23 protein-coding genes are annotated in these 24,842 nt (G+C 57.5%); 14 read left to right on the forward strand and 9 right to left on the reverse strand.

The window, feature by feature from the left end:
* Window positions 1–241: 241 nt before the first annotated feature.
* Together BLU89_RS22025 and BLU89_RS19425 are read right to left on the reverse strand one after the other, a co-directional pair.
* The gene (locus BLU89_RS22025) at window positions 242–751 is read right to left on the reverse strand and encodes a nucleoside deaminase (RefSeq protein ID WP_083347820.1); all 510 of its coding nucleotides are present in this window, start codon (window positions 749–751) and stop codon (window positions 242–244) included.
* A gap of 137 nt (window positions 752–888) precedes the next feature.
* Complete coding sequence (locus BLU89_RS19425) at window positions 889–1,566, reverse strand: ankyrin repeat domain-containing protein (RefSeq protein ID WP_074739133.1); 678 nt, start codon at window positions 1,564–1,566, stop codon at window positions 889–891.
* Window positions 1,567–1,620: 54 nt separating this feature from the next.
* Between BLU89_RS19425 and BLU89_RS19430 the strand changes: the two genes are divergently transcribed.
* The 5 genes from BLU89_RS19430 (at window position 1,621) to BLU89_RS19450 (ending at window position 6,572) form a co-directional block, all read left to right on the forward strand.
* Window positions 1,621–1,959 carry a WGR domain-containing protein gene (locus BLU89_RS19430; RefSeq protein WP_245709802.1) on the forward strand — a complete coding sequence of 113 codons (339 nt, stop codon included), beginning with the start codon at window positions 1,621–1,623 and terminating at the stop codon, window positions 1,957–1,959.
* Window positions 1,960–2,484: 525 nt separating this feature from the next.
* Window positions 2,485–2,889: a DUF3768 domain-containing protein gene (locus BLU89_RS21610; RefSeq protein ID WP_074739135.1), complete on the forward strand. Its 405-nt coding sequence runs from the start codon at window positions 2,485–2,487 to the stop codon at window positions 2,887–2,889.
* 254 nt (window positions 2,890–3,143) lie between these two features.
* A complete protein-coding gene (locus BLU89_RS19440) occupies window positions 3,144–5,009 on the forward strand; it encodes a ParB/RepB/Spo0J family partition protein (RefSeq protein ID WP_074739137.1) in 1,866 nt (621 codons plus the stop codon).
* A gap of 177 nt (window positions 5,010–5,186) precedes the next feature.
* A complete protein-coding gene (locus BLU89_RS19445; protein ID WP_074739139.1) occupies window positions 5,187–5,723 on the forward strand; it encodes a hypothetical protein in 537 nt (178 codons plus the stop codon).
* A 246-nt stretch (window positions 5,724–5,969) separates the two neighbouring features.
* Window positions 5,970–6,572 carry a class I SAM-dependent DNA methyltransferase gene (locus BLU89_RS19450; RefSeq protein WP_074739141.1) on the forward strand — a complete coding sequence of 201 codons (603 nt, stop codon included), beginning with the start codon at window positions 5,970–5,972 and terminating at the stop codon, window positions 6,570–6,572.
* Window positions 6,573–6,640: 68 nt separating this feature from the next.
* On the opposite strand, the gene BLU89_RS19455 is transcribed toward BLU89_RS19450, so the two are convergent.
* Window positions 6,641–7,153 (reverse strand): class I SAM-dependent methyltransferase, encoded by a 513-nt coding sequence (locus tag BLU89_RS19455; protein WP_074739143.1) that lies wholly within the window; start codon window positions 7,151–7,153, stop codon window positions 6,641–6,643.
* Between the two features lie 679 nt (window positions 7,154–7,832).
* Here BLU89_RS19455 and BLU89_RS21390 point away from each other — a divergent pair.
* The 4 genes from BLU89_RS21390 to BLU89_RS19480 all read left to right on the forward strand — a co-directional run bounded on the left by BLU89_RS21390 (window position 7,833) and on the right by BLU89_RS19480 (window position 11,892).
* Entirely contained in the window at window positions 7,833–8,033 is a 201-nt protein-coding gene (locus BLU89_RS21390) for a hypothetical protein (RefSeq protein ID WP_143030629.1), read from the forward strand.
* 473 nt (window positions 8,034–8,506) lie between these two features.
* Window positions 8,507–8,926, forward strand: a complete 420-nt coding sequence (locus BLU89_RS19465) for a ubiquitin-activating E1 family protein (RefSeq protein ID WP_074739147.1) — start codon at window positions 8,507–8,509, stop codon at window positions 8,924–8,926.
* Window positions 8,923–10,758, forward strand: a complete 1,836-nt coding sequence (locus BLU89_RS21165; RefSeq protein ID WP_083347822.1) for a relaxase/mobilization nuclease domain-containing protein — start codon at window positions 8,923–8,925, stop codon at window positions 10,756–10,758. The genes BLU89_RS19465 and BLU89_RS21165 overlap by 4 nt, the downstream gene beginning before the upstream one ends.
* Window positions 10,759–10,845: 87 nt before the next feature.
* On the forward strand, window positions 10,846–11,892 hold the full coding sequence (locus BLU89_RS19480; protein WP_074739149.1) for a hypothetical protein: 1,047 nt from the start codon (window positions 10,846–10,848) through the stop codon (window positions 11,890–11,892).
* 611 nt (window positions 11,893–12,503) lie between these two features.
* Here the strand turns inward: BLU89_RS19480 and BLU89_RS19485 are convergent.
* The 6 genes from BLU89_RS19485 to iolD form a co-directional block, all read right to left on the reverse strand.
* Window positions 12,504–13,286: an ATP-binding cassette domain-containing protein gene (locus BLU89_RS19485; protein ID WP_074739239.1), complete on the reverse strand. Its 783-nt coding sequence runs from the start codon at window positions 13,284–13,286 to the stop codon at window positions 12,504–12,506.
* Between the two features lie 39 nt (window positions 13,287–13,325).
* Complete coding sequence (locus BLU89_RS19490; RefSeq protein ID WP_074739151.1) at window positions 13,326–14,411, reverse strand: ABC transporter permease; 1,086 nt, start codon at window positions 14,409–14,411, stop codon at window positions 13,326–13,328.
* Window positions 14,412–14,512: 101 nt separating this feature from the next.
* Entirely contained in the window at window positions 14,513–15,460 is a 948-nt protein-coding gene (locus BLU89_RS19495; RefSeq protein ID WP_074739152.1) for a sugar ABC transporter substrate-binding protein, read from the reverse strand.
* Window positions 15,461–15,552: 92 nt separating this feature from the next.
* Window positions 15,553–16,368: an SDR family oxidoreductase gene (locus tag BLU89_RS19500; protein ID WP_074739154.1), complete on the reverse strand. Its 816-nt coding sequence runs from the start codon at window positions 16,366–16,368 to the stop codon at window positions 15,553–15,555.
* Window positions 16,365–17,258, reverse strand: coding sequence for a myo-inosose-2 dehydratase (iolE, locus tag BLU89_RS19505; protein WP_074739240.1), 894 nt, complete (start codon window positions 17,256–17,258; stop codon window positions 16,365–16,367). The genes BLU89_RS19500 and iolE overlap by 4 nt, the downstream gene beginning before the upstream one ends.
* Before the next feature lie 5 nt (window positions 17,259–17,263).
* A complete protein-coding gene (iolD, locus tag BLU89_RS19510; RefSeq protein WP_074739156.1) occupies window positions 17,264–19,123 on the reverse strand; it encodes a 3D-(3,5/4)-trihydroxycyclohexane-1,2-dione acylhydrolase (decyclizing) in 1,860 nt (619 codons plus the stop codon).
* A 154-nt stretch (window positions 19,124–19,277) separates the two neighbouring features.
* Between iolD and BLU89_RS19515 the strand changes: the two genes are divergently transcribed.
* From BLU89_RS19515 to BLU89_RS19535, 5 genes are read left to right on the forward strand one after another with little or no spacing between them, the layout of a single operon-like run.
* Window positions 19,278–20,708, forward strand: coding sequence for an NAD-dependent succinate-semialdehyde dehydrogenase (locus BLU89_RS19515; RefSeq protein WP_074739158.1), 1,431 nt, complete (start codon window positions 19,278–19,280; stop codon window positions 20,706–20,708).
* Between the two features lie 11 nt (window positions 20,709–20,719).
* Window positions 20,720–21,529 carry an HpcH/HpaI aldolase family protein gene (locus BLU89_RS19520; RefSeq protein WP_074739242.1) on the forward strand — a complete coding sequence of 270 codons (810 nt, stop codon included), beginning with the start codon at window positions 20,720–20,722 and terminating at the stop codon, window positions 21,527–21,529.
* The gene (locus BLU89_RS19525; RefSeq protein ID WP_074739160.1) at window positions 21,529–22,497 is read left to right on the forward strand and encodes a hydroxyacid dehydrogenase; all 969 of its coding nucleotides are present in this window, start codon (window positions 21,529–21,531) and stop codon (window positions 22,495–22,497) included. Before BLU89_RS19520 ends, BLU89_RS19525 begins: the two co-directional genes overlap by 1 nt.
* A complete protein-coding gene (locus BLU89_RS19530; RefSeq protein ID WP_074739161.1) occupies window positions 22,494–23,612 on the forward strand; it encodes a Gfo/Idh/MocA family protein in 1,119 nt (372 codons plus the stop codon). Before BLU89_RS19525 ends, BLU89_RS19530 begins: the two co-directional genes overlap by 4 nt.
* Window positions 23,613–23,649: 37 nt before the next feature.
* A complete protein-coding gene (locus tag BLU89_RS19535) occupies window positions 23,650–24,525 on the forward strand; it encodes a MurR/RpiR family transcriptional regulator (RefSeq protein ID WP_074739162.1) in 876 nt (291 codons plus the stop codon).
* The last annotated feature ends 317 nt before the right edge of the window (window positions 24,526–24,842 follow it).

Genomic DNA, 24,842 nt, shown 5'->3' on the forward strand with positions numbered 1-24,842 from the left:
AAGCAATCCACTACACATTTGATAGTAAGCAGAAGCAGCTATTCAGATTGTGAAATGGAAGTCTGCTTCGTCCCGCAATTAATGAGTTCGATACCTATCGATCTCGCTCACGCAGTGAATGGCCGGTCTGGTGAAGTTGCACCGCAGCGCTGAAACGCATGGCCAAGGTCGGCTATGGGCCGGACTTCCCACCGTGGGAGGCAAATGCAAAATGAAACGTCGCTGATGGCTGAGAACCATTCTAACTGCAAAGCTTCGGAGAACCTGCGCTCCTAATTTCCCGGCCATAGAACATGAGGCGGACTCCAGCCCAGTATGCCGCGGCTTCACACATAGGACATGGTCGGGAAGATGAGTACATGACCGCTTGGTTCAAATCTCGGTCATTTAGGCGGCGCGCCGCGTCCCTGATCGCGGCCATTTCAGCGTGGGCCGTGGGGTCTTGATCTAAGATGACCCTGCTCCATGATTGGCCAATAATAACATTGCCGCGCACCACAACTGCACCATACCCCTGATCTCCATGGTCAATTGCATACTGGCGCATCTCGAAGGCGCGCTCCATGAATGTGGTATCGTTGGGATCACTTGGTTGAAGTATCGCGCCGTCCACCCTCGTAGAAGTTTGGCCCACGACGGAGTCACTCAAGCCAGCCGTCATTGCGCCAAAGCCTGACGCAGCAAGAAAGCCACGCCTCGCAAAAACGAGTGGCCTGTGGCAGTTCTGTTCACTTTTTCTGATCTTGTCCATTGTGCTGTTGCCCGTGAGATGTGTTCAACTCTGTCACCGCTCCGCTACGAGAGGAATTTGATTTGAGGTTGGTCTCATCCAAGCTGCCATCGGCACCTGTGAGGCGGAACGCTCCGCTTCAGCCTGCTGGACTGGTCTCAGTCATCTTTTCTTAGCCGTTCTGCCATCTCAGAAAATCCGCGTAATTCGGCGTGTTCGAGCGGTGTAGTTCCGTTTCGATCGCCAAGCGATCGGTCAGCACCCGCTGCCAACAGTGCATCCAGAACTGCAAGATGACCCGGGCCGCCGTCACCAAGCACAACGGCTTCGATAGCTGCTGTCCAGTGCAGATTGTTCACATGGTCCAGAGGCGCGCCAGCAGCGATTAGCCGTCTGACAATCTCAACATGACCGAGATGCGCGGCCGCAATTAGAGCCGTTCCTTCATAAGGGCTGGTCGTTAGGCCTGGATCGTTGCCCAATTTGATTGCGAGTGTCATCAATTCCGGATCATTTGCAACGGCCGCAATCGTGACAACGTCGTAGGCCTGATCTTCGAGTGCGTTCATGTCGGCGCCAGCCTCAGCCAGTGTACTCAACGCCTCGTCCTCTGAAGCAAACGCGGCCACATGGGCTGGTGTGCGACCCCGCGAGTCCCGCGCGTTGACGCTTGCCCCTGCCGCAACGAGTTGCCGGATCATTTCTTCGTTGCCGGTGTGAGCGGCTGCGAAGAGACCGTTGTATTGCGCGACCTCATCAGCCGAAGGCGGTGTCTGCGCCGTGCCTGCGCTGGCGGCAAGACCCATCACGAAGGCAAACAGTAGAAAACGAAACATGGCCAATCCTTTTACCTACATAGTGGTCAGCTATAGTAGTAGCGGATGCATTTGATGTCATTTTCCATTCAGAATCCTTTCCCGGGAATTGATTTCGCAATGTCATTGGACAGACGAGTTCTATTGATCGACAATCGCGTCATGGAACTGACGATAACCACACTTGTCCACCTGATCCATGTGGACCCGGACGTCAACATGGCGCGGTTCTATGGAATAGAATTGCAGCCGACGCTGTTTGGGGAAGTGTCCGTCCTTCGGACCTGGGGACGTATTGGTACAAACGGGCAGGCCATGATGGTGACATATAACAACGAAGCCCAGGCTGCTGATGCACTCCAGAAACTCGAAAAGAAAAAGCGCCGTCGAGGGTATGTTCCGGTCGGTGAGTGACTTCGGGTTGCAATCTGTTTCTCTGGCAAATCCCGAGCCAGCCGGCTCGTGACTGGGCTCTAGGTTACAGCCGACGTATCGGCTTCCACCCAGAACACCCCAGCATAATCTCCCTGACGCAGTAGCCCCTGATCCGCCTCTTGTGAGCCGGGGCAGGGGCTTTGGGTCATGGTCGCTCCATGCCGTGGTGATCTGCCCATTCGGGTGACGATCCCTTTTGCGCTCCTGCAGGATCAAAGATCCTTTGGCTTCATTTGTTGGTCAGGCGGGATTTGGACAAGCCAAACGCCACCAGACGTTAGGGGGAAGGCGCGGCCTCCCCCCTCGGACAAGACAAATAGACAAGACCGTGTCCTCGCGCGTTGCGCTGCGGGCCGCACCACTCTTGTCGATTTGTCCTGTCTCGCCCCTCTCCGCGTTCGCCACGGGGCAGGTTTTAGAGACGACGCCCTTTCAGGGCTCGGCTCAAAACCAGCACCAAAGGGGATCAGCCTCAATAGTCGCACCACAAAAGGAGAGACGGCTTTGAACAGTGAAGCAACAACAGACATCGAGAACGACACCTGCCTTCAGGCGGCAAAGATCGCAGCACAGAATGACCTGTTTCGGAAAGCCCTGATCGACCCAAAGGCAGCGATTGAGGTGCACTCGGAAGGCATTCAGGGGCAGGTGTTTGTCACGCCCGGCGTGTCCGCCGAAGGGATGGAGTTCCAGACGGCAGCTCTGAAAGCTGTGGCGACGGATGATCAGTTCGAAGAGGGTAATGACCCTTATGGCGATCACACATTCGGAACGGTGAAAATCAGCGGCCAGAAGCTGTTCTGGAAGATCGATCTTTACGACACGGATTACACATACGGGTCGGACCGCCCGTTTGATCCCGCAATGACCCGCCGCGTCCTGACCATCATGTGCCCCAGCGAATACTGAGACCAGCCCTGTCCCAAAGGGGCAGGGCCTGCATGCGCAGCCTGCGCAGGAAAGGAGGTGAAATCATGCCTGCAAAGATCATCGAACAGCGAACACGTGAAGCTGTGGAATTGCTCAAGAAGGGAGGCCTGTCAGCCAACATCGCGCTCCGCTTCTTGAAACAACACGCAGCCGCCTAAGCGGCCTCGCTCTACCCCCAAGAGGGGTAGGGCACCTTTAGCACAAAGTAAAACACTCAAACAAGGATTTGCCCCATGAGCAAACTCGAAACATTCACCGCACCTGAAACCATAGAAACCGTTGCATTGTCCGATCTCTACCTGTCCGATCTGAACCCACGACAGGAGGTTGGTGAGGACGGCATTACCCTGCTGGCTGACAGTCTGGTCATGTGCGGCCTGATCCAGAACCTCAGTGGCCTGCGCGACCCGGATGGAAAGGTCGCCATCGTTGCCGGTGGCCGCCGTCTGCGGGCTCTGAACATCGCCGTGACCGAACGGGCCGATCTGGCACAGGTCCCCGTGAAGATCACTGACAATCCCTTTGTGGCCGAGCAATGGGCCAATGCGGAAAACACCGCCCGTGAGGAACTGGACCCGGTGGACGAGGTCCGCGCCTATGGCAAGATGGCCGAGAAATCCCTGTCTGTTGCCAAGATCAGCAATGCGTTCGGTGTGACCGAAGCGCATGTGCGCCGCCGCCTCGCACTGGCCGGTCTGCCTACCGCCGTTCTGGACGCGCTCAAGGCAGGTGAGATCAGCATGGGGATGGCCAAGGCCATGACAGTCAGTACCGAAGAAGACAAAATTCTGGAGGTTCTGGAACAGGCCAAAGAGTGTCGGTGGTTTAGCGAACATGATGTCAAACAGGCCCTGACATCTGAGGCTGTCAGCAGCACCAACCGCAAGGCCGTGTTTGTGGGGCAGGAGGCTTATGTTGAAGCAGGCGGCACGGTCACCGCTGATCTCTTTGCTGATGAAACCCTGTTCAATGAGGGCGCGCTACTGGATCATCTGTTTGCTGAGAAACTGGCGGCAGAAGCAGCAAAGCTACGCGAAGCAGAAGGCTGGGACTGGGTGGACACCCATGAAGACAGCTACATTCCGTATGGGTTTTCGGGCATCGAAGGCATGCACCGTCTGGAGATGGTGAGCCGGGAGTTCACCAAAGAACAGGCCGAGCGGTATGACGAACTTGTCGAACTCTATGAAGCTGAGGCTTTGGACGCGGAGGGCGAAAAGGAGCTGGCCGCGCTCAAGGACTATGCTGCGCCGTTCTATTCCGACGATCAGCGCAAGCTGTCCGGTGTATTTGTCTATGTCGGCAACACTGGTGAGATCAAAACATCGTCGGCTTATGTCGCGGCGGAACATGTGCAAGCCGCCATTGAGGCCGGTGTTCTGGCCCCGGTCAAAGAGCCAGAGAACCAAAAGGCACCAAAACCGGCCTATTCGCAGAAGTTCATCGACGACATGGTGGCGATCCGGCTGGCGGCGGTTCAAACGGCCCTTCTGGACAAGCCCGACTATGTGTTGAGCCTGTTTGCCTTCTCCGCAACCCCGGCCTCCGGTCTGACCAGCACCCTGTTTGGGTTTGGCTATGGCGGCGCTGAGCGGAACACGCCGGAAATCGACGACCAGTTCATTCTCGACCCACGCCTTGGCGGGGAGCGGGATGAGGCTGCAGAGGCAGCTTATGACCAACTCCACAAGATGGCCGCACAAAGCAGCGTGGAGGCGTTCAAAGCGTTTCGCGAACTGGGTAAGAAAACCCGCAATGGAGAGATAACGACCTTTCTGGCCCGGCGGTTCTTGACCCAACGTCCGGAGTTCATGGGCGAAATCGAGGCTGAGATTGGTGCTGACATGCGCGCAATCTGGACCCCGTCGGCTGAGAACTGCTTCAAACGGTTGAAAGGCTGGCAACTGGATGATCTCTACAAAGACCTGCTGGAACTGCATGTCGACACGGACATGTTCAAAGCCTTTGCGAAATCCAAGAAAGGCGCGAAGAACGAGGCGATGCACAAGCTGTTCAACGATGCAGAACATCAGGTGGCATTGGGTGTGTCAGAGGCACAGAAAGCGAACATCGACGCTTGGGTGCCGGATTGCTTCTGAACCCAATGGGGCAGGGCGCACAGCGCCCTGCCTATCAATCTCTGGCTGTGTCATCCTCAATGAGGAAAACTCAAAGTGGCATTGTGTGAACACCCCATCGCGCATAGCTAACAGAGGTCGGTCACCCGGCTCATTCTCAAAAGCGATCACTTGATCAAAACGGATTTGGATAGACCCATGGACACCACTTCGAACAAGCTCGAAAAAGCCGCTCGCCGTGTCTGGAAATCCGCGCAGATGTTTGTCGGGTTTCATACGGATCAGAAGGGCAAACCGCGCGAACAGCCAAAGCTCTGGCCGCCGAAAAACGGGAGCGCGTCGATCCATGGTGACCCCAGCGCGCAAGAGGCCATCGTTGTTGTGAAAGCGGCTGATCCAGAGGCGGCACAGGACGTGCAGATCAAGCTGCATCCGAACCGTATTGTTGTGCGCCGCGATGCGGAAATGTGGTGGCAGGGTGTCGCCGTGGATGAGCATTCTGTGACGGTCCGCATGGCCGACAACACGATCATCGAAATCCGACATGACGGGTCGGTCATACGCCGCTCGGCGGAAGATGAAACCCATGTTGAAGCCGATGGCAGTATCTTCAAGTTCACCGAGTTTGCCGAGGCGCATATGACGGGTGACGGGGTGGAAATGACCCGCCGCGCCGAGGATAGGATCGCTACGATATCAGCCGACGGTGTTGTCGATCGCGCGCGCAAGCGTTAGCCTTTCTTCAATACCTCCAAGACTTTCCTTCGGTTAAACTTGAGGCCCGCTTCGGTGGGCCTTTTCTTGCGTGCAAGACCGTCAACAGAGGTTTTCTGCGGTTGGCCCATTCACCTCCAATGGCTGTTTCAAACCCATATTGACTGTTGTCGCAAACCTGGCCAATGTCGCGCGTTCCCATTGGCGCATCTGCCTCAGCGTACATGCGGTGGAGCCGACCCAAATCCATAAGGAAACGCAAGCGATATGACTGACGACTGGAACGACTATGCCGATGGTTGGGACGACAATAACGACGTCAGATATTACGCCAGTCGCGCTTTTGCCTCGCTCGACGAGCACCTGGACCTTTGTGGAAAGAACTGGAAATCGAAGCGCGTGCTCGACTTTGGATGTGGCACCGGATTGCTGGCGGAGAAAATCGCACCGCATGTGGCGGAAGTTGTCGCTGTTGATACCTCGGAGAATATGATTGCGGTCCTGAAGGCCAAGAACCTGCCCAATGTCAGGGCCGTTCACGGAGATATGCTGGCGGGAAATGTACAGGAGGTGGAGATAGGGTTTTCAGGTTTCGATTTGATCTGCGCCTCTTCCGTTTGCGCCTTTCTCCCGGACTACAGGGGAGCCGTGGCGGTGCTGGCGGGTCTGCTCCACAAGGGTGGACAGTTCGTGCAGTGGGATTGGCAGGCTTCAGATGATAACGGCTTTGGATTGACGCTGCATCAAATGAAGACCGCGCTTGAGGCGGCACGGCTTGGCTCCATTCGGGTCGAACAGGTATTCGAAATCAATTCTGATGCGCGGACAATGCCCGTTTTGATGGGAGCGGGAATTTGCATTACGGAATGAATTTGAGTGTGGATACGGGAGCAACCAGTGCGTCCGCTTAACCAAACATTGGCATTTTCGAATTGCGTTCAAGATCTTCGGATGAACAAGTATCCCCTTTTGGAAAGCTCCGTGCTCCAGTTCGATTGGTGAGATTGGATCACGTCCTTGAACCCGTTGATGTTGGATGCCTCATCAGCGATCAGAAGCCAGCCGTCGACATCGACATGATCGAGTAACCGTTCCAATACGGCCTTTCGCACCGTAGCGGAGAGCATGTGCAAAGTTCGGTCGACCAAAACCACATCAAACTTGCCCATCGGTTCATATGTGGTGATGTCGGCTACAATGCCTTCAACAGTCAGCGCTTCTGAACGTGCTGCCCTGATCAGGTCCTGGATACCGTTCGGAGAGATATCGACACCAACAACATGGTGACCACGTCGCGCGATGAACAGAGCATCTCTGCCTTGTCCGCACCCAACGTCGAGAACGCGCGCACCCGTTCGATCGAACTGATCAAAAAACGCGACGAACACTTGTGTGGGTTCGCCGAGGGCGTTTGGTTTTTCACCGTAGAGTTTGTCGTAATTGTAAGCCATGAATCGGCGGATAGTAGATTTCGCCGCAGAACGCTAAGTGAAATATTTCGTGATCGGCAGATGTCCCCTTCACTGGCGGCGAGACGTTGGGATCGGGCATTCTTGCTTGCGGCAGCGAAGCTCATGTCTGAGTGTTAGCGGCAGTTATTTGGTCTGATATCGTCGGCCCAAATTGAGTCCGGCTGATTACCTGATCCGCGCTTGCACGGACCAGGGCCGGACGGTCCGGTCTTTGGCCTCCGCCAATTGAAACGCGCGACTTGTACCGCCGGTGATCCTCCATCCTTTGCCACGAGGGTCATACTAGCTCAGAAAGGCCACCCGCACTCGGAACTGTGCGTTACTCCTATGTCCGACCGAAGTGATGTTGCCGCCACAAAACAAATCGCATTATTCAGATATTCCGCGCGCAGCGTTCCTAGAAAGACTTGCCCTTCATCTGGTGTGACAGGTTCAATTCCGTTGCCGGAGAAGACCCTCGGCTGCCGTGTTTCTGGATTGATGAACATAAGCGGGCAGTCGGGGAAGACGCGCGGTGCCCGTGTCGGGCGCCGCGCTTCAACAGGGAATTTCCCCTGCGCCTGCGGCGCATTCCGCGCGGCCCAAATTCCCTGCTGACATCCCCTTGAAGCCCGCTTTTCCCATGTTCATCGAAACACGCCATAGCGAGGATCAAACAATGGCAACGCAAACTCTGAAACTGAACGCCAAGACCGGCGAAAAAGAAGGCAAGAATTTCTGGGATCGTTGCGGGGTTCTCTTCGTCAACACCGATGAGACTGGCAACATCACCTCGATCCAGGTCAAGCACAGCATGTTCCCCGGCGTCGAGATGGTGGCCTTCCCGAAACGGACCGATGACGAGCCGGTCACCGAGTGACGGGAGGGCAGGGCGGCGCAAGCCGCCCTTTCCAATGCTCCGGCCAAAGAGCCGGACCACATATGCGCCACACGTGGCGCGCGGCCTAAAGGCCCGGCAGGGGCGGTGACCTTCCGCGGTGCGGCAACCCTCAACCCTGCCACACCCGCCGCGCAGGCGGCGGGAAATTGAGCGCGCTGAGACGCGCGGAAAATGCCATAATGAACTTGAACGTGCCGGTATGTGACGGGCGCTGTTCGCGCAGCCCATGCGGTGCATGATTGCCCTGCGCCAGTCCACCGGCATCCACGCCCTCTGGCTGGAAAAGGGGCGGGACCCTTTTCCCGGCGTGGAGATTGCCTCCAAGAGCAAAACTGTTCCGAGGGCGAATTGAGAAAATGCGGATTTCTAAAATCACCCCCGGTTTCCTCTTGGAGTGTATGACAGGATAAAGTAGTTGTGTTACAAACTCAAAATACAACCAGAGGTATACATTGAGCAAGCCCGCCGACACCACCGTCTTTTCCGTGCGTTTGCCACTGGATGCGCTGGAGCGTTTGGAATCGGCTGTGACCGTGCTGGGGGCCAAGAGCCGCAATCAGATCATCCAGCGTCTGATCTACCGGTTGATCGGTTATCTCGATCCGGACCCCGCTATTGTCGATCTCTGGCAGAAGCACTTGCGGCAGGTTCAGGGTGGGTACACCAACCTCAACCAGCTTGCGAAATCGGCCAAGCGCGGCACGGTGATCTGGACGGACGACGACCGCCGCGACGTCGAAAATCTCCATCGCGCGATAATCCAGCACCGGCAAGACTTGAAGACGATGATCACTGCGGCCCGCCGAAACCGTGAGCCGGAATCCGCCATTCGCCGGATCTTGCGCGACGACGATTGGACACCAGAAAGATGAACGCCGCTGCCCGTGATCTGACAGCCGGAGACTTCCTGGAACTTGCCTTCCGTGAGGCTCAGAGGGGTGTCGATCGTTCCAAGCGGATCAATCAGCAGCTGCAGATCGCCAAGCGCATGAAGTTCATGGTTTCGCGGGCCTCATCCATCAAGGCGCGACTGGGTGCCGTGGTCGGAAAGCCCGAGGCTGTTGTGAAACACGTCCGCAAAGGCGGGGTAAAAAACGCGCATGAGCTGCGCCGCCAGATCAACTATCTGACCGTCAGGGCAGAGGGTGTGTTGGACATCCGAGACAATGGCGTGACTCCGCTCGATGCGGATCAGGTCAGTGACTTGATCGAGACTTGGGCCGAGGATTTCAACGGGAAAACCAACTACGGTTACACCCGTCACATGATCGTTTCTTTCCCCGAAGGCACCTATCCGGACGCCGCTCATGAGGCCGGTTTGGAGTTCGCAGATCGTCTGTTTGGGAGCGGTGATTTTGGCGATACCTGGGACTACCTGACAGTGTTCCACAACGACACTGACAACCCCCATGTCCACATCGTTGTGAACAATCGAGGCGTCGAACATGGGCAGTGGCTTGCTATGGGTATGAGCAGCGAAATGAACATCGACGTTCAACGCTCTATCCAGGTTGAGGTTGCTGAGGAATATGGAATTGAACTGACCGCGACGACCCGCCTTGAGCGCGGTTTGCGGCAGGAAGTTGCGACCGACACCTGGAAGGTTCAGGCCGGAATGTCGGTTGTTGAAACTACTCCGGAAGTCGAAGCTACGGCCCGCGACATGGCCGCCGATGTGATGACTCTATCCATCGCAAGAATGTCGGATCTGTTTGATGAGCGCGCCAACGCCATCAAAGACCGGATCGAAGAGTTTGCCATCCAACTCGTGGAAAGTGAGGAACCTATGGTATCGAGAATGGAACATCTACTAGACCAAGCCCATCATTTTGATGATTACGATGAGCCGGGAGACCCGTCTTATGTGTCGCCCGAAGTCATGAGCAACTTGCGGCGACACATCGAATTAGGCGGTTCTGAGGAGACAAACGCGCCCGAGCTGAAGGCTCAGGTTGTCGCCCATATCAGCGACGTTCGGGACAACGAACGGAGCCATCCGTATCTGTCTGCCATTGCTGATATTGTCGATGACAAGGAGTTCCAGGCGTCCGCAGATTACGCCCCGGCGGCACGCCGGTACGAGGTCTATATGCAGGACACCTTGGGCGAGGGGGCCTATGAGGACTTCCAGACTCAGGCCAAAGATTTGTTGCAATCCATCGACAAGATGGAAGGGCTTGCCCGTGAGGTTGACGACCCTCATCTGCGTGTCGCAATGGATATTCAGATTGGGGAGCTGAAGGGCGACGTTACGGATCTGCGCGCCAACGATCCGGACCTTCAAGCCTTCATCATCGAGGACCGCCGCTATTCAACGATGATGGGAATGGGCACCGCCGAAATGGATGTCTTGGATTACCCAGAGGCCGACAAGTGGGCCGCGATCCGCAACGAAGTCACCGAAACGGCCAGCAGCTACGGCCTCGATGGTGAGGCGTTTGTTGCCCGCTTTGGCGACCATCACAACGTCACTTTGGGCACTACAATGGGATGGCGCAGCGACGATATTTCGACGGCTGCGGCTCACTTCAACAGTCAGGGTTTGGCCGACAGCCACGACCGCGCGGAGGCCGTTGTTGACGAGCTGCACCAGCTTGCTTCTTCCAAGATCATCGCAATCTCAGAAAAACTCTCAGAGGTTCACGCCCTTGCAACACACCCGCTGTTGCAAGGGCGCGGCGTCGATGACGGACACAGCTTATAAGGATTACACCCGGTCTGCCTGATGAGCGCGCCAACGCCATCTGCAGGACCATCACAGAGTTATCCATCAACTCGAAAAGGAAAAACTATGGTTTCGCGTACAGACTATCTTTTGAACGAAGTCGAACACTTCGCACCCTATTCCAAATTTGATCAATCCGCCCCGCGCGAGGATCGCGTTTCAGAGCAGATCGACATCATCAAGAAAGAACAGCAGGCGATGGGCTTTGATCGTGCAGCCATCGCTTCAAAGAGCTTCGACATCGAGGACCAATCCAACCGCCGTGTTGACGAACATACGGCGCAACAAGATCTGGTCGAAGAACTGAAAATCGAATTGGAGGCTGCCGAACGGTCAGGAGAGCCGGTAGATCTGAACGATATGCGGGCTTTGGTTTCTCAGCACATGACCGATGCTCAGGAATACGATCTGTATCACCCCTACTATTCGTCGCTTGCGGATCTGTCCGGCGACAAAGATTTTCAGGGTTTGGATGACTACCAGTCGCCCGGTGATCGCTATGTGCAATACATGCAATCCGCTCTTGGGCAGGCTGGTTTCGAGAACTACGAACAGCAGACCAAAGACATCTTAAACTCCATTGAGAACATGGAGGCTCTTGCCCGAGAGGTCGAAGATCCCCATTTACGCGCCGCAATGGACGTGCAGATCGGAGAGCTGAAGGGCGATGTTGCTGAACTGCGCCCATACGACACCGACCTGCAGGCGTTCACTGTTGCTGACGACAGTTACACCACATCCATGAGTGCGGCCGAGCTGGACAACCTGGACCCGTCTGAGGCCGAAAAATGGCTGGCTGTGCGTGATGACATTGTTGCAACCGCCAACACTTCGGCCTCGATGGAAACAAGTTTCTGGCCCGCTACAACGATCATGACAGCGTTTCAGTCGGCACAGCAGCGACTTGGAAAGACGCGGACATTTCCACCGCTGCTGCCCATTTCAACAGCCAAGGCGTTCCGGACAGCTACAAACGCGCCGAGGCTGTTGTCGGTGAGCTGCACCAAGTTTCATCCAGCAAGATTGCAGCCGTTGTGCAGGAGATCGCCCATATCCGCGAACAGGCCACCCACATCCATGAAGATGATGGACACAGCCTATAACCACGGGTGACATGATATATGATTGTTCGCACTCCGATCTTGTTCGCTGCAATCACTGCGGCTTGATACGCGACGAAAACATACACAAAAGAGCGCATCACAAACCACCAAGGGTTTGCGCTGGAGAATGTGTTGCCAGGAACAGCGAGATTGCCGGATTGGAGCAATGTGGGGACTGTTCAGATTGGGGCGGAATCTTATCGCAGGACATTCCGGGTGTTCGCTGCGCTGCGTTTAAATGGGCAAGATGCGGGACGAAGCCCCATTTCGCTGCGCCAACTCACAACGGCCGCTGTTCGCGCAACGTGACATCAAGTTCCAACAGGTAGGGCGAAAGGAGGCTTTCGGTATCAATGCGAGTGACACGGATTTGCCCGCTCGGTAAAAGCATTCGATTAAATCCGCATGGGTGACCATCAGCGTGCAGATCACGATTGAGTCCTAATCGTCAACGTCCTAGATTGCCTGAATGGTCCGGATGTCACGGCGAAACGATCAGGGCGTCGGCCCTGCAGCCTTGGCGAGGACCATCGCGGTGGCATGGACCTTTCCGGTCCGACCGGTGCCGGAGATTGCAAAGCTCCACGGCATCCGGTTTTGTTTCTAATCCATCACCGCAGATCAAACTGCGCTTTCCATATACTCTTCGCCGGTCTTGGCGCCGGTGATATAGGCCACGACATCTTCGCCGGAGATATCTTCGTTCATGATGTCAAGGTTGGCGCAGATGCGGCCACGGCGGAACACGATGATACGGTCCATAAGGTCAAACACCTGCCGCATGTTGTGACTCACCAGGATCAGGGGCTCACCCTGTTCCTTGAGCGTACGGATGATGTTTTCCACCTGTGCCGTTTCCTGAACACCCAACGCAGCGGTCGGTTCGTCCATGATCGTCAGTTTCGAATGAAAGCTGGCGGTCCGGGCGATGGCCACGCACTGGCGCTGACCGCCTGACATGTTCTGAATCGTGTTGCGGATACTGGGGATCTTCACGCCGGTCTTTTCCAGCGCGGCAAGGGTGTCCTTGCGCATTGCCTTGTAGTCCAGCCGCCGGAACGGCCCGAGCCAGTTCCACATGGTCTTTTCCCGACCCAGGAACAGGTTGTCCGACACATCCAGTGAATCCGCCAGGGCAAGCGTCTGGAACACGGTTTCGATCCCAGCCTCGCGCGCGTCCAGCGGGCCTGCAAATTCGACCTCTTTGCCGTCAAAGACAATGGAGCCGCGGGTCTTCTGTTCGACCCCGGTGATCTGGCGGACGAAGGTGGATTTGCCCGCCCCGTTATCCCCCATGATCGCCACGTGCTCGCCCTTGCGCAGAATGAAATCGGCGTCTTCCAGCGCGTGCACACCACCGTAGTGTTTTGTCAGACCACGTGTTTCAAGGATAATGTCGCCCATATCGTGGAGTTTCAGTTCACTCATCGTTTCATCCTCTCCTCAAGATCTAGACTTGCCGGTTTTCTGGCGCCACTGGTCCAGAACAACTGCGCTGATGATGATCGTGCCCATCGCCATAAGCTGATAGAACGCATCCAGCCGGATATAGGTGAACCCGGACTGGATCACGCCGAACACCATGGCGCCCAGAACCGTGCCAACAACAGATCCGCGGCCACCGGTCAGCGACACGCCACCAATGACGGCCATCGCAATGGCGAACAATTCGTAGAACTGCCCCATACCGGTCTGCGCCGTCAGGTTCTTGGAACTCAGAACAATCGCGGCAAAGGCGGCCAGCATGCTGGCGATCATGTAGACAAGGATCTTGTGACGCTGGACATTGATGCCAGACATGCGCGCGGCGTCTTCGTTCGAGCCGATCGCATAGGTGTGCTTGCCATAGACCGTGTGCCTGAGGACAAAATGGAACAATACAGCAAGCATCAGGAACCAGACCACCGGCATCATTCCGGAACCAAGCCAGGCATAGCCTTCGGTCGGGAACGAAACCGGCTGGCCACGCGTCCACCACTGAGCGATGCCGCGGCAGATCAGGAACATGCCAAGCGTCGCGATAAAGGGCGGAATCCGAGTATATGCGATCAGGGAACCGTTGATCGCCCCGATAAAGGCCCCGAAACTTAGGCCCACTATGACCGGAACAATGACGGGCAGATCAAACGCCCAGTCGCCGAACACGGCTTTGGGGTTGGGGTTGCCATTGACCAGTTCTGTCTGGGCAAAGGACATCACGATCATGGCCGCAGCACCAACCAGCGGTCCTGACGAAAGGTCAATCCCGCCGGAAATGATGACCTGTGTAACCCCCAACGCGATGATGCCGATAATGGACACCTGAAGAATGATGATCTTGAGGCGCGCGATGTTCAGAATGGTCCCGTCGCGCTTGGTATTGAAGTCGAACAGCATGCTCTGGCCGTTCATATAGGGGAGTATCTGCCCCAGGGCTTCAAAGATCAAAACGATCGCGATGAGTGCAAAAAAGATGTTGAGTTCGTTTGGCCAAGCGCGCTTGGTCTTGTCGTACTTCAGGCCACCAATGCCTTCGGTGCTGTCTGCCATGATATGCTCCGGTGTTTACACGCAAGGAGAGGGAAACGGGAGGAGCAGCGGCTGCCGCTCCGCCCTAATGTGTCAGCCCGCAGTGCTGCGCTGCAGGGCGATCAGTTCTTGTCCAGGAAGTCGCCCATGTTGGCCGGCGTCACCAGCTTGAAGGGGATCCAGACCTTGCGTGGAACGTCTTCACCGCGAGACAGGGCCAGCGCTGCGTCAACAGAACCGGAACCCTGACCAAAGGCATCCTGGAACACGGTCGCGTCCAGTTCACCGGCCTGCATGGCCACCAACGCGTCCTGAGTGGCGTCAACACCGACGACAACGACGTCTTCCATCGAAATACCGGCCGCTTTCATCGCCTGAATGGAACCGATGGCACTTTCGTCGTTATTTGCAAAAACAACGTCGAAATCTTCGCCCGAGCTGATCCAGTTCGCCATCAGGTCCTGCGCCTTGTCGCGCGACCATTCCGAGGTCTGGCGGTCGACGATGGTGATGAAGTTGCACATGTCCATGCCAACCACGTCATCGACATCCTTGGTGCGCTGGATTGCAGCCTGGTTGGAGAGCTGACCCATGATGATGTAGCCCTTGGCGCCAACAACGCCAAGCCCGGCAGCGCGCAGCAGTTTGCAGGCCTCAATGGCCGAAAGCGTGCCGGATTCAACTTCGTTCGATGCCACCATCGCCTGATTGTCGGGCAGTGTGTCCAGATTGACAGGCTGGCGATTGATATAGACCAGCGGAACACCGGCTGCTTCGGCGGCATCCGACATGGCCTGAGTGGCCGATGTGTCAACAGGGTTCACGATGATCGCGTCCACGCCCGAAGCGATGAAGTTGTTGATCTGGTCCAGCTGCTTGGCGACGTCGTCGGCGGCATCCTCAACCTGGATGGTGACGCCGTCGATCGCCTCGGCGTGCTCGACCATGCCGTTGCGCATGACGGTCAGAAAATTGTCATCAAACCGCGCAATCGTCGCGCCGATGGTTTCGGCCATGGCCGTGGTGCCCATCAGGCTGGTCAACGCAGTTGCAATCAAGATCTTTCTCATAGTTTCCTCCCTAATCGGATGTCCGGCACATCCTTTGTTTCAAACCGGAAGCCCACAGAGGGCGGTTTCCCATCAAAGGGATCTCTTGTGTCTCATCGCGTCAGCGGTGCGGTCGGCGCGGGGGCCTGGCCGTCATATCCTCCCCAGACTGACTGGTCGTAATGCACGACCGCCCCGGCCATCATTCCGCTGTCGTCGGACGCCATCCACTGCACCGCGCGTGCGACCTCTTCTGGGTCCAGCAGCCTGCCAAAGGGCAGGGTTTCGCGGGCCTTCTCCTCCCAGTTCAGGTCGCCGGTTTCGGCGAGCTGGATCTCGCGTTTGTGGTCTGACGCCATCCAGCCGATATCAAGCTGGTTGACGTGAATGCGGTTGCGCATCAGGGCAAATCCCGCATGGCGCGTCAGCGTCGCAAGTGCCCCTTTCGAAGTGCAGTACGGTGCCAGAAAGGGCTGCCCTGCCCGTTCTGATGTCGACCCGATATTGACGATCCGGCCCTCTACGCCTTCACGCTCCATCACGCCCACCGCGTCCTGCATCAAGAAGAACGGGGCCCGCACATTGACGGCCATCATCTTGTCGAACAGATCGGGCGTGGTGTTGAGCAGGTTGCCACGATCCGTGAACCCGGCGGCATTGACCAGGATATCAACCCGACCGAAATGCGCGTCCGTGTCCGGCACGATCCGCTGTACCGCCTCGATATCAGCCAGATCTGCGGCAATCATCCGGGTGGCGACACCGGTTTCCGCTTCGATCTCGCGCGCCGCGGCCTCGCCCTTGGCCTGATCGCGCCCGACAATCGCAAGGCCCGCAGCCCCCGCCTGGGCAAAGCGCCGCGCAATGGCCGCGCCAAGCCCCTGGGTGCCGCCGGTGATGATCGCAACCTTCCCGTCGATCCGGTTCATGAGACAACCTCATACCCTGCGGCGCTCATCACGCAGAGCAGCTCGGCATGACCGACCTTTGCCATCTCAAGAGGTGGGTTTGCGACGGGATCCTGTTCCGCCTCGACCACGAACCAGCCTTCATAGCCCTTGCCCGCCAACGCTTTGACGATGGCTTCGAAATCGAGGCTGCCGTCGCCGGGAACGGTGAACACGCCCTTGATCACGGCATCAAGGAAGCTCTCAGCACCCTTGTCGACCGCATTCACAACCTCTGCACGCACGTCCTTGGTGTGTACATGGCTGATGCGCGCATGGTGATTTTCGATCACACGCATGACATCGCCCCCGGCAAAGGCCATATGCCCCGCATCATACAGCAGCGGGATCGAGCTGTGCTTCATGAACAGGTCGAGTTCATGTTCGCGTTCGACAACTGCCCCCATATGGTGGTGATAGGACAGCGGCATCCCTTCTGCTGCGCACCAATCCGCAAAATCCGAAATGCGCCGCCCGTAATCGGCCATCTCGGCCTCGCTCAGAATAGGCTTTTGCACCAAAGGAACGGTGCGTTCGCCCTGAACGGAGCGGGCGGTTTCGCCATAGACAATGCAAGGGGCACCAGCCGCCTTGAAAAAGCCAAGCTGCGCTGCGATCCGGTCCTTTTCCGCCTCCATATCGCCGTCCAGCAACAGACCGGAAAACCACCCGCCGCAGACGGAGATGCCAAAGCGATCGAGGATCGGTCCCAGCTCGTCCATGTTCATCGGGAAACGGCGCCCGGTTTCCATGCCGGTGAACCCCGCGACCGAAGCCTGACGCAGCGCTTCTTCCAGCGTCACGTCATCGGACAGGGACGCATCGTCGTCATTCCACCACGCAATTGGTGCAATACCCAGTTTCGCCTGCATTCTGATCATACCCCCCGACGTTGCTTGGCGCGGAATGCTTCCTGGCCTTTGCGTGCTTCGCGAATGCTTTCGCGGTCATTGATTTCGGGCACGCCGACATACCAATCGGCCCCGCCAGGGGTCCATGTATAGGCGTCCGAATTAATACTGATCACCGTGGTTGCATCGGTGCCTTGCGCCCATTCCATGGCCGCTTCGAGATCTGCCAGGCTGTCACAATGGCGGGCATAGGCACCCATGGCTTCAGCATGTTTGGCGAAGTCCACGTGACGGGGATTGTCCTTGTTCAGCACCCGCGAATCCTTCAGCAGGTTGTTGAAGCCCGGCACTCCCATTCCGGTCTGAAGCCGGTTGATGACGCCAAACCCGCCATTGTCGCACACGACCACGATCATCTTGTGGCCGGACAGGACTGACGAATAGATGTCAGAGTTCATCATCATGTAAGACCCGTCGCCGACCATAACGATCGGCACGCCGGTACCATCCTTGGCAATCGCATGGCCCCAGGCTCCGGCGATTTCATAGCCCATGCAGGAGAAGCCGAATTCGCAGTCAAAGCTGTTGAGCGCCTTGACGCGCCAGTTCTTGACGGTTTCGCCCGGCAGGCCGCCCGCCGCGGTGACCATGGTGTCCTCTGGGCGCGCGGCCTTGTTCACCACGGCGATCACCTGCGCATAGCTGGGAACTGCGGCGTTTGTCGGGGCCTGCCCCTCGTCCAGCATCTGGTTCCAATTGGCGTACAAAACACGCGCCTCTTCCATCCGGGCCGCGTCACAGCGCCAGTCTCCCAGGGCGGCATCAATCTCGTTCAAGCTTTCCAGCGCATCCCCCACCACAGGCAGGGACCGGTGCTTGCGGGCATCAAATCGGGCCGCGTTGATATTGATGAACTGGCTGTCGCGGGCAAATGTTGTCCAGGACCCGGTGGTGAAATCCTGCAGGCGTGTACCCACGGCGATCACCACATCGGCCCCCTCGGCCAGTTCCTTGGCGGCATCAGTGCCCTCGATCCCGAGCGCCCCGACATAGGCCGGGTGGTCGTGCACAACCGCGCCTTTCCCTGCGATGGTCTCGGCCATGGGGATGCCACGGGCTTCAGCAAACCGGGCCAGCGCCTCTTCGGCGCCGGAATAGCGCACACCGCCGCCCGAGATGATCAAAGGTTTCTTTGCGGTTTTCAGCAGCGCGACCGCCGCCGAGACCTGATCGCGATCCGGGCGCGGGCGCGGAATGGTCCAGAGCGTCGGCTCGAAGAACGCGACAGGGTAATCATAGACGATCTCTTGAATGTCCTGCGGCAGCCCAATGAATGCAGGACCGCAATCGGCGGGATCCAGCATCGTGGCGATGGCCTGCGGCAACGAAGACAGGATCTGTGCCGGATGGGTGATCCGGTCCCAGTAGCGTGACACGGCGCGGAAACTGTCATTCACCGTGGTCGAGGGCTCACCGTAATGCTCGACCTGCTGCAAAACGGGATCGGGCAGGCGGTTGTTATAGGTATCGCCTGAAATCAGCAGGAGCGGCAGGCGGTTGGCGTGGGCCACCCCTGCGGCGGTGACCATATTGGTTGCCCCTGGCCCAACAGATGTGGTGGCAATCATGATCTGGCGGCGCAACTTGGCCTTGCCATAGCCAATCGCAGCCAGCGCCATGGATTGCTCGTTCTGCCCGCGCCATGTCGGCAAGACGTCCTGAACTTGCTCCAGCGCCTCGGACAGGCATGTCACATTCCCATGACCAAATATCCCGAACACGCCAGCGAACAGCTGGACCCGTTCACCATTAATCTCAGTATGCTGATTGATCAGATAGCGTACCAATGCCTGACCCACTGTCAGCTTTACGGTTTCCCCGGCCATCTCGCCTCCTCCAAATGATAAATGCGAACTCGCATGGAATGCTTATTGACAAAATGCTCTGGTTGCAATGATTATTGCAGAAGCTTTGATATCCGTTGCAGACCATTGCTGAAAGCACCTGTGCGCACGGCAATAACAGAGAGGAAAACCGACAATGTACGAAGGCTATGGGCTATACTATGATGGTGCCTGGCAGGGGGCTGCCTCTGATATGGAAGTTCTCTCTCCGGTGACTGGTAACGCATTGGGACGCGCGAAAGCCGCATCTCGGGATGACACTTTGGCAGCAATCGATTCGGCATGCTCGGCCCTTGCCCCGCTGCGCGAGATGGGCGGGTTCGCACGTGCGGATGCCCTTCATAAAGTGGCGGATGAGATGCTGCGTCGCACCGATGAAGCGGCGCGCATGATATCATCCGAAACGGGAAAACCGCTTGTGCAAGCAGGGCGCGAATGGGGGCTCGCCTGTGATCAGTTCCGCTGGTACGCCGAAGAGGCGCGCAGGATCTATGGTCGCGTCGTCGAAAGCCGCGTGCCCGGAGGTCGGTTTGAAATCACGCGTGAACCCGTTGGTGTGGTTGGCGCCTTCACAGCCTGGAACTTTCCCGCCGCATTGCCCGCGCGCAAGATTGCTCCGGCCCTTGCCGCGGGGTGCCCGGTGGTGCTGCGCCCTTCGTCGCAAACTCCCGGTGTTGCCATGGTGCTGGTGGATTGTATCCACGCGGGCGGGCTGCCTGGCGGGGCGGTGAACCTTGTGGTCGGATCGACGGGCAACACCTATGCCCCGGTGATGGCGGATGCACGTGTGCGCAAAGTGTCTCTGACCGGATCGACCCGTGTGGGACAACAGATGATCCGGGACGCGGCGGATACGGTCAAGAAGGTCTCGATGGAGCTTGGTGGCAACGCCCCGTGCATCATCTATGATGATGCCGATCTGAACGGCGCGCTGGATGTCTGTGTGCCGACGAAATTTACCAATGCCGGACAGGTCTGCGTCACCCCGGACCGGTTCTTTGTCCATGACAGCCTGCATGATGAATTTGTTGCCGAATTCGTGAAACGGGCCAAGGCGATCAAGCTGGGGGACGGTCTGAATGAGAGCACTGAAATGGGTCCTCTGATCAATGTCGGCCATGTGGGCAATATCGACGCCATTGTGCAGGATGCCGTGCAGAACGGTGCGAAACTGGAAACCGGCGGGCAGCGTTCGGCAGCTTTCAATGCGGGTCATTTCTACGAACCCACCGTGCTGAGCAATGTCACAGATGACATGCGCGTGTTTGCCGAAGAGAATTTTGGGCCGGTTGCGGCCATCACCCGCTTCAAGGACGAAGATGAGGTGCTGGCACGCGCCAATGCCTCGGAAATGGGGTTGTCGGCCTACGCGTTCACCCAAAGCGCAGACCGCGCGCGGCGTACAACGGCAACGCTGAAAGCAGGGATGGTTGGGATCAACTCCTTTGCGCTTGCCGCGTCCGAAGCGCCGTTTGGCGGCACCAATTATTCCGGCCTTGGCCGCGAAGGCGGCTCCGAGGGCATCGAGGATTACCTTGATACCAAACTGTCGCAGATCGTCTTCTGATGGGGGCGGAGATGCAAAAGAACCAGCTCAAAGCCCTCTGGGCAAAGGGACAGCCCGCCCTGAACGGATGGTGTTCCATTGGCAACCCGTTCACCGCTGAAATTATGGCCGCGCAAGGCTATGACAGCGTGACCATCGATATCCAGCACGGGGCGCTCGACTATTCCAGTGCCCTGCCCATGTTCCAGGCCATGCGTGCGTCGGGGGCGACCCTTATGGCGCGGGTGCCCTGGCGCGATCCGGGCTATATCATGAAAGCGTTGGATGCGGGCGCGATGGGGATCATCTGCCCCATGGTGAACACCCGCGCCGAAGCGGAGGAGTTCGTCTCGTATATGCGCTACCCTCCCTACGGACAGCGCAGCTTTGGCCCCACCCGCGCCGCTATTGCCTTGCCGGGCTACGGCGTGGCCGCCAATGACGAAGTCCTGGCGCTGGCAATGATCGAAACCGCAGATGGCGTGGCCAATCTGGAAGAGATAGCCGCGACTCCCGGCCTTGATGGCATTTATGTCGGACCTGCCGATTTGACCCTTGGCACGCAACAGGGACGGTTGCCTCCCGGTTTTGACCGGCAGGAACCCGAGATGATCGAACTGATCCGACGCATCGCAGACGTCTGCAAGGCCAATGATATCAAAGCCTGCCTGCATTGCGGAACGCCGGACTATGCCGCCAAGGCCATTGACTGGGGGTATGACCTGACAACGGTTGGCGGAGATTCCCGGCTGCTTGCCGGTGCCGCAGCGGCTTCGGTTTCCGCATGGAAAGACCTGACTGGGCGCGACGCCGCATCCAAGGACCAGGGGGGAATGTATTGATGCCCCACCTCCTGGTTGCCGGTAAGTTGCACCCTACGGGTGTCGCCCGGCTGGACGCCCTGCAACGCGATGGGGTTGAAGTCACCTATATTGAAGAAATTTCCGAGGATTCGTACAGCCAGCATATCGAAACAGCGGATGCGCTGGTGATCCGGACGCAACCGCTATCTGCGGCAACGATTGAGCAGGCAAAGCGCCTGAAAGTGGTGTCCCGTCACGGCGTTGGCTATGATGCGGTCGATGTTGGGGCGCTGAATGCGCGTGGCATTGCCTTGACCATTGTCGGAGACGTCAACTCGGCTTCGGTGGCTGAACATGCAATGATGCAGCTTCTGGCCTGCGCCAAACAGGCGATCCGGGCGGACCGCGCCGTGCGGGATCCGGCGCAATGGGGCTGGCGCAACCGGCTGGAACAACGAGAGATCTCAGGGCGAAACCTGTTGATCATCGGCTATGGTCGCGCTGGTCAAAAACTGGCACAGATGGCCGCAGGTTTTGACATGAAGGTACGGGCCTATGATCCGAATCTTCTGGCGCATGGCTGGCCCGATGGCGCGGTCTCCCCTGTTTCTGATCTGCCCGAAGGGTTGCGTTGGGCCGATTGCCTGTCGCTCCATGTGCCGCGCGGGGACAGCCCCCTTTTGTCGGCAGCGGAATTCGCCCTGATGAAGCAGGGCATGATTATCGCCAACACCGCGCGCGGGGGCGTCGTCTGCGAGGACACGCTGCGCAAGGCCCTGAGCGATGGCACGGTGCATGCGGCGGGGCTGGATGTCTTTGAAACCGAACCCCCGACATCGGACATGGCTTTGACAAATTGTGACAATGCGCTTTTGTCGCCGCATATTGCGGGCCTGACAGAAGAGGCCAGCGAACGTATGGCGCTGGCGTCGATTGAAAACACACTAACCTACCTGGATCAGACGATTGACCCCGATCTGATCGTCAATAGAAATGCACTCACATGACTGAAAAACCTAAACTCTCCATTGGCCTCATCGGATCCGGCTTCATGGGCAAAGCCCATGTGTTCGGTTTCGCCACTGCGCAGAAAGTGTTCGACCTTCCCATGGAAATCGAGTTGCACACGCTCGCCGATATAACGGACGCGGCCGCAGCACGCGCAGCTCATGATTTTGGCTTTGCCCACGCGACCTCGAACTGGCGCGAGATGCTGGACAACCCGGAAATTGATGTGATCGACATCACCGCCCCCAACGCGCTGCACAAGGAAATGGCGATGGCGGCGATTGCAGCGGGTAAGCATGTCTATTGCGAAAAGCCCCTCGCGCCGTCTGCCTTGGATGCAGCGGAAATGGCCGAGGCGGCCGAGCAGGCGGGGCTCAAAACCCAGGTCGGGTTCAACTACCTGTGCAACCCGATGATGCGGCTGGCAAAGGAAATGATCGAGGCCGGAGAGCTGGGCGAAATCCGATCCTACCGGGGCCTGCACGCCGAAGACTACATGGCGAATGCCAAGGACCCTTTCACGTTCCGCCACGATCCGGCGGGCGGCGGCGCGCTTGCGGATCTGGGCAGCCATGCGCTTGCCACGGCTGAATATCTGCTGGGTCCGATCCGCGAGGTGATAGGGGATTGCGTCACAGCCATTTCCCAACGTCCCGACGGCAAGGGGGGACAAAAGGCCATCAAGGTGGATGACATTGGCCGTGCTTTCCTGCGCTTTGCCAACGGCGCCTCGGGTTCGATCGAAGGGAACTGGATCGCCACCGGACGAAAGATGCAACACGACTTTGAGGTCCATGGTTCCAAAGGTGGTCTGGTCTTTACCGGTGAGCGCCTGAACGAGTTGCATTTCTATTCGGTTGAGGATGCACCGGGTCGCCGCGGGTTCCGCAAGATAGAAGCCGCCCCGGACCATCCCCCTTATGGCAATTTCTGCGTCGCTCCTGGGCACCAGATCGGTTTCAACGACCTGAAAGCCATCGAAGTGGCCGGATATGTGAATGCCATCGCGCGCCAGGGGAAAGAACCGTTCTCCTTCCGTGACGGGTTGCGCATTCAGACGCTTGTCGAACAAATCCAAAAATCTTCCGCGACAAACGCATGGATTTCAGTGTAGACCAGCCGAAACCAGACAGGCAGCCGCCAAGGACCAGATGACGCAACCTTCCCCTCCAACCGACTATGAAAGTCTGATCCGGCTTATCCATGATCGTCACGATACGATGAGCCGGACATATGGCAAGATTGCTGTCTATCTGACACAAAGCCCCAATGACGTTGCAGTTCGATCGGTCACCTCGATCGCTGAGCAATGCGGAATTCACGCCTCGAGCTTTGTCCGCTTTGCTCAATCGCTTGGCTATTCCGGGTTCAAGGATCTGCAGGCGCTATTTCAGCAAAGGCTGGCAACAGCTGCACCGGGGTTCGAATCCCGCGTCAATGCGCTCGAACAGGAAATGAAGGCCCGCGAAGATTTGTCAGAGGCAGACTATTTCCGAGATCTCGTGATCAGTGATACCGCGTCCGTTCAGGGGCTACTCGCCGACACACACAAAGGCGACCTGTCCAAAGCGGCAGAGATTTTAGGGGACGCAGACACCGTTTTTCTTTTGGGGCAGCTTCGCGCCGCGCCAGTGGTCGAAATGCTCCGCTATCTATTGACCATGGTCGGCAAGAAATGCCTTCTGCTTGATCCGAGTGGCGGGCTGGCAACGCATATTGCAAAAACCATTGGCCCGAAGGATGCGCTCGTGGCGGTGTCCTTTCGGTTTTATGCGAATGAAGTCGTCTCGATTACCGAAGACATGGCCGCCCGTAACGTTCCCATTGTCGCGATTTCTGACAGCACTTTGTCTCCGCTGGCGAAGTCGGCCGATGTGCTGTTTTCGGTTCCTGAAAACAAAAGTCTGATTGCACGATCCCTGACCGCCCCCATTTGTCTGGCGCAAGCAATTGTCGTTGCAGTGGCCACCCGCGGAAGCAAGTCAGAGAAGGTAGAGATTCCCACTGTCACCAGTTTGCAGTCGTAGTGCCGGTGTTAAATTAATATTTGCGAGATCGAGTAGCTCGCATCAACGCAATCAGAATTTCATGCTTGTCCGCTAACACGTTTTTCGTTGGATCGTCGCTTTGGCGAAAGGGCTGTTTGAAGCCGGGCGAGATCGACCCAACTGAATGGGCGGCTGGGCGAATCCTGCTGAGTTTGCATATTTTTGATACTGCATGGGCGAAAGTTTTCTGCGTTAACTCACTCTGCGCCAACAAAGGGCGGCTATGCCCCGAGGTTTTGAATTCGGGCAGCAACGGAGTTCACGCATGCAGCGGATGGCAATAAAGCGGGCTGCGG

It is taken from the genome of Ruegeria halocynthiae (genome assembly GCF_900106805.1).
Taxonomy (GTDB): Bacteria; Pseudomonadota; Alphaproteobacteria; order Rhodobacterales; family Rhodobacteraceae; genus Ruegeria; species Ruegeria halocynthiae.